We start from the raw sequence: 11,366 nt of genomic DNA, 5'->3' as shown, positions 1-11,366 counted from the left end.
CTAATTCTTTCGAAATTCTATCCAAAGAAAAACGTTTAATTCCTGGCATAGAAACTATTTCTGTTTCTATATTTTTGCCTTCTTCAATAAATAATGGATACACAAAATCATCAACAGAAAGGCTTGTTTCTTTAACAAGTCTTCTAATTCCTTCGTGTTTTCTTAATCTTCTTGTTCTAAACATAAGCCCCTGTTTAATCCCCTGTTTCCCCAAAGGGGAGCACGCTCTTAAAAATTGTGTATTTAATTATTGTTTTCTCCTGCAAGGTTTCTTTTGAACCTTGTAGGTATTCTCTTGATTTATTTTATACCTAAAAAGGTTTTTGAAACCTTGCAGGATTTCCCACAATCTATTCCTTCCCTTTGGGAAGGCTAGGATGGGAATAATATGTATTTACCAATTCTAAAACAGAATCTACACTTGGCATATATGCTACTTGTACATTTTCGAAATGTTTTCTTGCTTCAATTGCAGTAGTTTCTCCAATGCAAAAAGCAACTTTATCTGTGTTGTTTTTTTGCAAATAGCTCTCAATACCTGATGGACTATAAAACAAAACTCCAGAAACATCATCTTTTAACTTCTCTGGACTTAACATAGTTTTGTAAGCTTCAATCTCGTTTACAACAATATTATAAGTTTGTAAATATGCTGGCAAAATATCCAAACGTAAATCGCTACAAAAATAAGTTACTTCTTTGTTTTCTAATTCTTTAGATAAATATTCAGCTAACTTCTTTGCGTTTTTTGCAACATGAGTTACTTTACCTATTCTGTTCTCTATCAGTTTTTTAGTTCTTCTACCAACGCAATAAATGTTTTGGAAATTGATTGCGTTTTTTGTGAAAGAATTTAAAAGCGATTCTACTCCATTTTGACTGGTAATAATTACGTTTTCAATTTTGTTTTTCATCACTTTTGCAGGAATTCTATTGAAGCGAATTTTAATAAAATCACTATCTTGAATACCAATTGCTGGAGATAAAATTTCTTTTTGAAGCTCAGAAAGTTTTTTTGTAGAATACACATGTGCTATTTTAGATTGTATTTCCAAATCTTCTAGCATCAATTCTTTTCCTCCTCTATTTAAAATATAATCTGCACAATCTTTGGCCAAAAGTCGATGACTTCCCATTTTTGCAGTTTTATTTACTGTAATTTTTTTAGAACCGTCTTTGTTTAATAAGATTCCTTTAAAATTAATTTCTTCAGTCTTTGCATCAACATAAGCTAAAGCACCAATTGGAGCTGTACAACCACCTTCTAACAATTTTAAAAACTCACGTTCTATGCCAACACAAACTTTGGTTTCGTAATGATTTAATTGCTCACAAGCCTCAATCACAAATTGATCTTTTTCTAAACAAGCGACCATAATTGCACCTTGTGCAGGAGCTGGAATCATCCAACTTAAAGCGATTGCGCCTTTTTCTCTAATTCCTAATCTCTCTAAACCTGCAGCTGCAAAAAGGGCTCCATTCCAAGTTTCGCTATTATCTAATTTATCTAAACGTGTATTTACATTTCCTCTTAAATCTTCAACTTTATGGGTTGGATATCTATTAAGCCATTGTGCTTTTCTGCGTAAACTACCAGTTGCAATAACTGCATTTGGTTGTCCAAAAAACTCTTCTGTATCTTTTAAAACCAATAAATCTGAATAATTTGCACGTTTTAAAACCGCGACTTGTATAATGCCTTCTGGCAAGGAAGTAGGTACATCTTTTAAAGAATGTACAGCAATATCAATATCACCATTTAACATAGCAATATCTAAATTTTTGGTAAAAATTCCTGTAATTCCTAATTCGTACAAAGGTTTATCAAGAATAATATCTCCTGCAGATTTTATAGGAACAATTTCTGTTTGATAGCCTAACCCTTCTAATTCTTTGCGTACTTTATTTGCTTGCCAAAGAGCCAATTGACTTTCGCGAGTTCCTATTCTAATCGTTTTTTGCATTGATTTTTTATTAAGATTGAAAAACCTTATTGATTACTTCTAAACTTTGTGAAACAGATGTTTCTTCATCTTTTAAGTGTTTCACAAATTGAGTGGTTATTTTCTGAATGAAGCGTGAAGTTACTATTTCTGCCTGACTTTCATCAAAATCTACCATTTTTCTTCGCTGAAAACTAATTTCATCGTTTTTAATAGTTTCTAATGATTTTTTTAAAGCAGCAATTGCAGGTGTAAATCTTCTATGATTCAACCAATTGTTGAACTCCTTTTTATGTTTTTCGATAATCGCTTCTGCTATTGGAATTTCTTGTTGACGAATTGCTAAAGTTTCATCTGTAATTTTAGAAAGTTCATCTACGTTTATTAAAGAAACACCTTCAAAATCGATTACATCTTTTGCCACGTTTTCTGGCATAGACAAGTCTAAAATCAGTAATTTTTTATTATTAGAAATTAGTTCTTTTGTAATGGTAGGTTTGTCTGCGCCTGTAGAAACAATTAAAACATCTGCTTTTTGCACTTCATCAAATAAGTTTTCTATGGTAGCTTTTCTTATAGAAGTATGCTCCTTTATAAATTCCGTAGTTTTTTCTTCTGTTCTATTAATTAAGCAAACAGATTTGTTTTGCGTATACTCTGCTAAATTTTTACAAGTATGTTTCCCCATTTTTCCCAATCCAAAAACTAAAATATTTTTTGAATTATAATCTGGTAAATTTTTGATGATATATTGAACAGCAGCATAAGAAACAGAAGTAGTTCCTGAACTTAATTTTGTTTCGTTTTTTACTTTTTTACTTGCTTGTAAAATACTATTTAAAAGCCTTTCTAAATAGGCATTTGTAGTTTTTAAGGATTTTGCTAGCTTAAAAGCCTGCTTTAATTGACCCACAATTTCGTAATCTCCTAAAATCTGACTTTCTAAGCCTGTTCCAATTCTGAATAGCTGATTTACAGCATCTTGATTTTTGTAAATATTAGAAATAGAAGCAAATTCATCTACAGTTCCTTCCGAAAAATGACACAATAATTGAATTAATTGATAAGGATGTTCTGCAAAACCAGAAATTTCTGTTCTATTGCAAGTCGATAAAATAAAAACAGCATCAAAATCTTTCTCTTTTGCCATTTCCAACAAAGCAAACTGATTTTGTTTTGATAACGAAAATTTACCACGAGTATTTGCATCTGCTTTTTTATAACTGACACCAATATTGTAAAAATGTTTTTTCGTAGCTTCTTGCATAAATTTAAAAAGTTGCACAAAAGTAAAAACAAAACATATAAAAAAATATCGCTGTAAGTACTTTAAATAACGTTCTATGTTTTTTAGATGTTTTTAACAAAAAAAACATGCAGAAATCACTATTTTTGTTGCCTAGTAAGGATATCTATTGTTTTTATATAGAACCATTCTAAATAAAATTAGATTGCATTAAAAAATTTTTTATGTTTAAAAATGTCGGAGAAAGTACATTTGAGGAAATAAGTCTTGAAAAAGGATTTTATGTTCTTCATTTTCAGAACGAAAGCAAGGATGTTCAGAATTTTGAAAGAGAAATTAACAGTACTTTTATTCAAATGCATTTTTGTTTGCGTGGCAACTCTAAATTTTTCTTTAATAATAGCTCTTATTCTTTTGATGTTTTAGACAATAGATCTATTTTGTTGTACAATCCTCAAAGAACATTACCAATCAATTTAGAAATTCAACCTAAAACCACGTTACTTTCTTTATTGATTTCAATCGAAAAATTTCATTCTTTATTTTCTAAAGAATCTGGTTATATTCCTTTTTTGAGCAATGAAAATAGCAACAAAAAATATTATGATGATGCAGAAATAAAACCAACAGTTGCTATTGTTTTACAGCAAATCATCAACTCAAATATCAACAGCTCAATAAGAGAATTGTATGTAAAAGGAAAGGTTTATGAATTATTGAGTTTGCATTTTCAGAAAGACGAAAGTGTAGAAGGTGAATATTGTCCGTTTTTGGTTGATGAACAAAATGTTCTTAAAATTAGAAAAGCGAAAGAAATTATCATTTCTAGAATGGCAGAACCACCAAGTTTGCAAGAATTAGCGAACGAAATTGGCTTGAACCTCAAAAAACTAAAAGAAGGTTTCAAACAGATTTATGGTGATACTGTTTATAGTTTTTTGTTCGATTATAAAATGGAACATGCAAGAAGATTATTAGAAAGTAACCAATACAATGTAAACGAAGTTGGCACTCAAGTTGGTTATAGCACAGCAAGTCATTTTATTGCCGCTTTTAAAAAGAAATTTGGAATAACACCAAAGAAATATGTGATGAGTTTACAAGGTTAGAAGTTAGAAGTTAGAAGTTAGAAAAAATATAAAATTTGAAACAGCTTTCCCACGAAAACGTAGAAAATGTGCAACAACAGTTTCCCATAACTATTGTTTGTGATGCCATCAGAACTCCTGAAAATATTGGGATGTGTTTCCGAATTTCTGAGAGTTTTGGCGTTGAGAAAATTTATTTTCATAAAGATTCACCATCTATTGAAAATAGAAAAGTTGTAAATACTGCTAGAAATACAATCAACCAAATTGAGCATGATTATTACAGCAACTTTAAGCAAATCATACATCAATTAAAACAAGAAAACAATACCATTATAGGTATAGAAATTACTGATAAAAGCATCAATATTCAAGATTTTAATTTTAAAAATCATGAAAAAATCGTATTACTTTTGGGTAGTGAAAGAAATGGAATTGAAGACATTAATTTGGTAGATTACACCATTTCGATACCAATGTATGGAAGAAATTCTAGCATGAATGTAATTCATAGTTTGGCAATTACGTTATATGAAGTCACAAAACAGATAATCCCATCCTAAACTTCCCAAAAGGAAGGAATGGATTGAAAACAAAAGAATAAATTAAAAAAATAGAAGTTTTCTCTTTTTCAACTTTGAAACTTTGAAACTTTGAAACCAATTTTAAATGAAAGGAGTTTTATTAGTAAATTTAGGATCGCCAGCAAGCACATCAACCAAAGATGTTAGAAAATATCTCGATGAGTTTTTAATGGATGAAAGAGTAATTGATGCGCCAAAATGGTTAAGAACAATTTTGGTTAGAGGAATTATTTTAAATACAAGACCAAAAAAATCTGCCAAAGCTTATAAAAAAATCTGGTGGGATGAAGGTTCTCCACTAATTGTTTTATCAGAAAGATTATTAGATAAAGTTCAAAAGAAAACAGAATTACCTGTTGCATTGGCAATGCGTTATGGAACTCCGTCTATTAAAATGGGCTTGCAAGAATTGCATGAAAAAGATGTTACAGATGTTTTAATTGTGCCTTTATATCCTCAGCATGCAATGGCTACAACCGATACAATTTTGGTTTTAGCAGAAGAATTGAGAGCAAAGTTTTATCCTCAAATGAAGTTTAACCACATTCCTGCATTTTATCATAAAAAAGACTATATAAAAGTTTTAGGTGATAGCATTAAAAATCATTTAGAAGGCAAAGAATGGGATAAAATTTTATTTTCTTATCATGGAATTCCAGAAAGACATGTTCGTAAATCTGATATTACAAAAAGCCACTGTAAACCAAATGATAGCGTAAATTTTGAATGTTGTAAAACAAGCTCTGCTGCACATGAATTTTGTTACAAACATCAATGTTATGAAACAACAAAACAAGTTGTAGAATATTTAGATTTACAGCCACATCAATATTTTGTGTCTTTTCAGTCTAGATTAGCTGGAGATCCATGGTTACAACCTTACACAGACAAACTGTTGGAAAAATATCCTGAAGAAGGTGTTAAAAAATTAGCAGTTGTTACCCCTGCATTTGTATCTGATTGTTTAGAAACTTTAGAAGAAATTGCCATGGAAGGTAAAGAAGAATTTTTAAAAGCTGGTGGAGAAGCATTTTATGCAATTCCTTGTATTAATGATAGTGATGAATGGGTGGATGTTTTGGTAAAATGGATTGAAGAGTAGATACAAGGTAAGTGATTCGTTCAATCAAAAAATTGAAATTGTAACAAGTTCTCGATACAAAATTTCTGAAAAAGAAATTTCACTCGAACTGACATTAGGTTATTACTCTAAACTTGAAACCTGAAACCTGAAACCTGAAACTAGAAACCTGAAACATTGAATCTTAAAATAAAACTATGGACTTTTTATACGTAAAATCACTACACATTATCTTTATAGTAACTTGGTTTGCTGGGTTATTTTACATTGTTCGTTTGTTTATTTATCATACAGAAGCAGAAAATAAATTAGAACCTGCAAAATCCATTTTACAAACTCAATATAAATTGATGAGCAAACGTTTGTGGTACATTATCACTTGGCCATCAGCCATTTTTGCAAGTTTTTTTGGCTTTTGGATGCTGTATAAAAATCCATATTATTTATCAGAATCTTGGATGCTGGTAAAATTAGCTTTTGTTTTCGGTTTGTATTTTTATCACGGCTTTTGTCATAATATTTATAATAAGTTACAAAAAGATATTATAAAATATTCCGCATTTAAACTCCGAATTTTTAATGAAGTTGCCACTTTAATTTTATTCGCAGTCGTTTTTTTAGTTACCTTAAAAAGTGCTATTAATTGGATTTGGGGAGTTGTTGGAATTATTCTTTTTGGGGTTTTATTGATGTTAGCTGTTAGACTTTACAAAAAAATTAAAGAAAAAAAATCTTGGGAAAAAGCTGAGAAAGAGGTTTTGGAAAGTGATAAAATTAAAGAATTAGAAAATTAACCTCTAATACTCTGCTCAAAAGGAATTCTATTAATAATACTTCTTCCTAGAGTAACTTCATCTGCATATTCTAACTCATCTCCAACAGCAATTCCTCTTGCAATTGTAGAAGTTGTAATATCGAATTTTTCTAGTTGTTTAAAAATATAAAAATTGGTGGTATCACCTTCCATGGTAGAACTTAAAGCAAAAATGAGTTCGGTTATTTCGCCATTTTTAACTTTTTTTATCAAAGAATCAATATTCAAATTTCTTGGTCCAATTCCTTCTATTGGAGAAATTTTTCCACCTAAAACATGATACAAACCATGAAATTGAGACGTGCTTTCAATCGCCATAACATCTCTAATATCCTCAACAACACATACAATTGCTGGATTTCTTTTCGGGTTATTACAAATTCCACATAAAATCGTATCAGAAATATTGTGACATTTTTCGCAATTTTTTACATCATTTCTCAAATGCAACAATGCTTCAGACAAATAGGCTGTGTTTTCTTTGGGTTGTTTTAACAAATGCAACACCAAACGCAAAGCCGTTCTTTTGCCAATTCCTGGCAAACGCGACATTTCGTTTACAGCATTTTCTAATAATTTTGATGAAAAATCCATAGGGTGCAAATTTAAGAGAATAAAGATAAAGGAATAAAGAAAAAAGACATTTACATCAATTTTCTTTTCTCTGTTTTCTGTTCTCTAAAAATCCTATATTCGTAGTTTAAAATTAATCATGCAACCACATTATATTATACTTCTTATAATCGCATATTTTTCTGTATTAATACTCATTTCAGTTTTCACAGGTAAATCTGCTAATAATTCAACTTTTTTTAAAGCGAACAATTCTTCTCCCTGGTATTTAGTCGCTTTTGGTATGGTAGGTGCTTCATTATCTGGAGTAACGTTCATCTCTGTTCCTGGTTGGGTTGAAGCGCAAAGTATGAGTTATATGCAAATGGTTTTTGGCTATATTGTTGGGTATGCAGTCATTGGTTTGGTATTGTTGCCTTTGTATTACAAACTAAATTTAACATCTATTTACACTTATTTACAAACTCGTTTTGGCGAATATTCATACAAAACAGGTGCCAGCTTTTTTTTACTTTCCAGAACAATTGGTGCTTCTTTTCGGTTGTTTTTAGTGGCAAATGTTTTACAATTGGTTCTTTTTGATGCCTACGGAATTCCTTTTTGGGTGACAGTTTGTATCACTATCTTATTAATTTGGATTTACACTTTTAAAGGCGGAATTAAAACGATTGTTTGGACAGATACTTTACAAACATTATTTATGCTAATTGCAGTGGGTGTTTGTATTTATGCGATTTCTGATGAATTAAATATTGAAAATATTTTTTCATATGTTGCAGATAATCAATTATCAAAAATTTTCTTTTTTGAGGATGTAAAAGCGGGTGATTATTTTTGGAAACGTTTTTTAGCTGGTGCCTTTGTTGCAATTGTAATGACAGGTTTAGATCAAGATATGATGCAAAAAAATCTAACATGTAGAAATTTAAAAGACGCTCAAAAAAACATGTTTTGGTTTACAATAGTCTTAGTCATTGTGAATTTTTTCTTTTTGGCATTGGGTATTTTACTAACCGACTTTGCTCAAAAAAATGGCATTGATGCGCACAAAGACGAACTTTTTCCAGTAATTGCAACCAATGGAACGTTAGGATTTACAACTGCGGTTTTCTTTTTATTAGGATTAATAGCTGCTGCGTATTCAAGTGCAGATTCTGCGTTGACCTCATTAACCACCTCATTTAGTATTGATATTTTAGAAATAGACAAAAAAAATACGACTGAGCAAGAAAAAATACGTAAAAAAATTCACATCCTTTTTTCATTCGTTTTAATCGCTACAATTTTAATTTTTAAATATTTTATTGCAGATGAAAGTGTGATTGCGAAAATCTTTACGTTTGCGAATTATACCTATGGCCCTTTACTTGGATTGTATGCTTTTGGTTTGTTTACAAATTATAGCGTAAAAGATAAAATGGTGCCAGTAATTTGTTTGCTTTCTCCTATTTTTACTTATGTCACAAATTTAATATTCCTAGAAGCCTTTAATTTTGATTTTGGATTTGCTCTCTTAATATTAAATGGTGCTTTCACCTTTTTAGGTTTGAGAATTTTTATAAAAAAGAGTTCTTATATAAACAATTTAAATATTTAAGCTAAAACCTAAAGAGTCATTTAATAAAGAATAATAAATCTAAATTTAATTCCAAAAATGCTGAACTACCATAATTAATGAAATAAATTTAATATTTGTTTTTAACCATGAAAAACATGATTTCAGAACAATTATGGTTTTTATTCAAAAAAAAAATAATTTATTAAAAATAAATTGCTACATTTGTAGTAAACTTTAAATGAAGTTGTTATAACAAAAATTAAAATATTTAATAGCGTTCTTTATTTTTTTGATATTAAAATTCTTAAAAATATTTGTGATCCCCCACTAATAAAATTTTAAAATTATTTAAAATTTTATAATCATATGTTATTTTTAAAAAATAAAATTAGTAAACATTATAATATGACTACGACCCCTAAACAACGTCTTATTATCTTGAATTTGGGCATTACATCAAACCTAAATCTAGGTAATTCAACCGCAACACCTGCAAACTCTGCAGCCATTTACAATAAAAATTTATTATTGGGTTATCGTTATACAATGAATAGTGACAATGTTAACTCGTGTCAAGTATATTCATTACTTGAAAATTGCAATGATAAATTTGAAATGTTCACTCCAAAAGTGACTTCAAAAAATGCATCGTACTTAATGACGACTTCATTGATTAAAACTTCTAATATTTATCTTAAAAGCAAAAAATAACGTTTTCAAATTGTTTGTTTTTGAATACATTTTCAAATATTCAAATTCATCAAGTAAAAAGAACATCAAAAAACACAAACATAAGCACCCCTTAAATTGACATCAAAATGACCACAAAACTACACAAAAGCATTTACTTTCTATTACTGATTGTATTTTCTCAGACTGCCTTCGGTAACAGTTTGTTGCTAGCCAGCAATGAAGTGACCAGCAATGAAAATATTTCATTCTGGAGCAAACATGAATCCAATTGGAAAAAAATTGAAAATTTCAATGATAATCCTTTTTGGAAAAAATCAACAACAGAAAAATTAAACAAATCAGCAGCCAATTCACTTGATGAACTTGAGTCTGCTGCTTTTGCTAATGAAACAATTCCTTCAGGTTCATTGGTAATTCCAATGGATAACACATTACAATCTAGTGGTGGAAAATTCAATTTAAAAGCTTATGGTTTGGCTGTAAGATTATTACACGCTGGTATTCCGTTAAAGTGGGCTATTAAATCTGGAAAAGCAAAAGATGCTATCGATTTTACTGCAAATGCAAAACGTGTTTCACCGAGTTCAGGTTCTACAGCAAGTACCAGCTTTAGATCAGGTCCATTAATTATTGATGCAGCTAATAAAACTGCTGCCTTATCAATTATTTCTTCATTTGGTAATAATGTAAATGTTTATGAATTAACCGCTAATACAACTGTTGACATCAAACATACATTAAACCATAAGCCTAAAGCTGCTGTTTTAAATAATGGTGGCAATGCAAGTATTCATACAGGAGTATATTCAAATGCTGGATTAACAAATAATACTCATTACGCCACTGTAAGCTCTGCTTCGTCTATTAACGGAAGTTCGTGCTATACTTTTGTAAGTGAACCTCACGTAAAACCAAGAAACATTAATTCCACATTAGTAAACAATATAAAAACATTTTTAAATAGTGGGGGTAATTTTTTAGGACAATGTGAAGGTGTTGAAGCGTATTCTAATTCTTCAAACGGTTCTTTATTAGCAACATTTTCTAGTAAGCCTGGTATAAGTGGAAATATTGTTTATGACAATGCAGACGAGCCTTATAATCAAATTCATGGAGCTTTAAATGATGAAGGTGGTTCTGTAAAATCTTTCAGATTTACCTCAAACCCTGGACAAAGAGTTGCTTATGATAGTAGTAATGGTGCTAATTATAAAGCTTATGTTGGTAAATTATCAACATCTGGTTCAAGCGTTGGAGGATATGTTCATTATTTAGCTGGTCATAGTTATAGTTATAATAGTACAGAAGTAAATGGTCAAAGAATGTTATTAAACGCATTATTGAGACCTTCAGATAGACCTACCAATTGTAATTTAACAATTTGTACAACTACTGCTTCTAATACTACAAATACTGCTTCAATCACTGAAAATCAAACAAAAACTTTAGTGGGTTCTCCTTCTGGTGGAACTTGGTCTGTTGTTTCTGGTGGTGGAACAATTTCTGGTAATACATATACACCTGCTAATATTGCTTCTAACACAAGTGTAACTATTAGATATACTATTGCTGCAAGCGGAGGGTGTCCTGCAACATTCGCTGATAGAACTTTTACAGTAACTCCTTGTCCTGTAGCTGTGAATACGACTTCAACTGCTTCAATCACTGAAAATCAAACAAAAACTTTAGTGGGTTCTCCTTCTGGTGGAACTTGGTCTGTTGTTTCTGGTGGTGGAACAATTTCTGGAAATACATATACGCCTGCTAATATTGCTTCTAACACAAG

At 30.2% G+C, this 11,366-nt stretch carries 9 protein-coding genes and 1 pseudogene; 6 read left to right on the top strand and 4 right to left on the bottom strand.

Annotated features, from left to right (window positions below):
• The 3 genes and pseudogenes from WAO74_RS03450 to hemA all read right to left on the bottom strand — a co-directional run.
• A pseudogene (locus tag WAO74_RS03450) lies at positions 1-184 on the bottom strand (porphobilinogen synthase); the annotation flags it as partial.
• Positions 185-350: 166 nt separating this feature from the next.
• Positions 351-1,964 (bottom strand): hydroxymethylbilane synthase, encoded by a 1,614-nt coding sequence (hemC, locus tag WAO74_RS03445; protein WP_422159715.1) that lies wholly within the window; start codon positions 1,962-1,964, stop codon positions 351-353.
• 10 nt (positions 1,965-1,974) lie between these two features.
• Positions 1,975-3,210, bottom strand: coding sequence for a glutamyl-tRNA reductase (gene hemA, locus WAO74_RS03440; RefSeq protein ID WP_422159713.1), 1,236 nt, complete (start codon positions 3,208-3,210; stop codon positions 1,975-1,977).
• A gap of 203 nt (positions 3,211-3,413) precedes the next feature.
• Here hemA and WAO74_RS03435 point away from each other — a divergent pair, with 203 nt between their 5' ends.
• The 4 genes from WAO74_RS03435 (at position 3,414) to WAO74_RS03420 (ending at position 6,736) form a co-directional block, all read left to right on the top strand.
• Complete coding sequence (locus WAO74_RS03435; RefSeq protein ID WP_422159712.1) at positions 3,414-4,298, top strand: helix-turn-helix transcriptional regulator; 885 nt, start codon at positions 3,414-3,416, stop codon at positions 4,296-4,298.
• 35 nt (positions 4,299-4,333) lie between these two features.
• The gene (locus WAO74_RS03430; protein ID WP_422159711.1) at positions 4,334-4,840 is read left to right on the top strand and encodes a TrmH family RNA methyltransferase; all 507 of its coding nucleotides are present in this window, start codon (positions 4,334-4,336) and stop codon (positions 4,838-4,840) included.
• 106 nt (positions 4,841-4,946) lie between these two features.
• Complete coding sequence (gene hemH, locus WAO74_RS03425) at positions 4,947-5,963, top strand: ferrochelatase (protein WP_422159709.1); 1,017 nt, start codon at positions 4,947-4,949, stop codon at positions 5,961-5,963.
• Between the two features lie 176 nt (positions 5,964-6,139).
• Positions 6,140-6,736, top strand: coding sequence for a CopD family protein (locus tag WAO74_RS03420; RefSeq protein ID WP_422159707.1), 597 nt, complete (start codon positions 6,140-6,142; stop codon positions 6,734-6,736).
• Here WAO74_RS03420 and recR read toward each other — a convergent pair.
• A complete protein-coding gene (recR, locus tag WAO74_RS03415) occupies positions 6,733-7,350 on the bottom strand; it encodes a recombination mediator RecR (protein ID WP_422159705.1) in 618 nt (205 codons plus the stop codon). The two genes, WAO74_RS03420 and recR, sit on opposite strands and share 4 nt — an antisense overlap.
• A 118-nt stretch (positions 7,351-7,468) precedes the next feature.
• Here recR and WAO74_RS03410 point away from each other — a divergent pair, with 118 nt between their 5' ends.
• Together WAO74_RS03410 and WAO74_RS03405 are read left to right on the top strand one after the other, a co-directional pair.
• Positions 7,469-8,926, top strand: coding sequence for a sodium:solute symporter (locus tag WAO74_RS03410; protein WP_422159703.1), 1,458 nt, complete (start codon positions 7,469-7,471; stop codon positions 8,924-8,926).
• A gap of 779 nt (positions 8,927-9,705) precedes the next feature.
• Positions 9,706-11,366, top strand: a 1,661-nt coding sequence (locus WAO74_RS03405) for a hypothetical protein (protein ID WP_422159702.1), incomplete at its 3' end; no start/stop codon positions are given.

Origin of the sequence: Polaribacter sp., assembly GCF_049276715.1 — a bacterium.
Lineage (GTDB): Bacteria > Bacteroidota > Bacteroidia > Flavobacteriales > Flavobacteriaceae > Polaribacter.
This window is presented reverse-complemented; position numbering and strand designations above follow the sequence as displayed.

Bases quoted from the DNA above. Each gene is read 5' to 3' on its own strand.
- hemC (WP_422159715.1), bottom strand. From the start codon at position 1,964: ATGCAAAAAACGATTAGAATAGGAACTCGCGAAAGTCAATTGGCTCTT.
- hemA (WP_422159713.1), bottom strand. From the start codon at position 3,210: ATGCAAGAAGCTACGAAAAAACATTTTTACAATATTGGTGTCAGTTAT.
- WAO74_RS03435 (WP_422159712.1), top strand. From the start codon at position 3,414: ATGTTTAAAAATGTCGGAGAAAGTACATTTGAGGAAATAAGTCTTGAA.
- hemH (WP_422159709.1), top strand. From the start codon at position 4,947: ATGAAAGGAGTTTTATTAGTAAATTTAGGATCGCCAGCAAGCACATCA.
- WAO74_RS03420 (WP_422159707.1), top strand. From the start codon at position 6,140: ATGGACTTTTTATACGTAAAATCACTACACATTATCTTTATAGTAACT.
- recR (WP_422159705.1), bottom strand. From the start codon at position 7,350: ATGGATTTTTCATCAAAATTATTAGAAAATGCTGTAAACGAAATGTCG.
- WAO74_RS03410 (WP_422159703.1), top strand. From the start codon at position 7,469: ATGCAACCACATTATATTATACTTCTTATAATCGCATATTTTTCTGTA.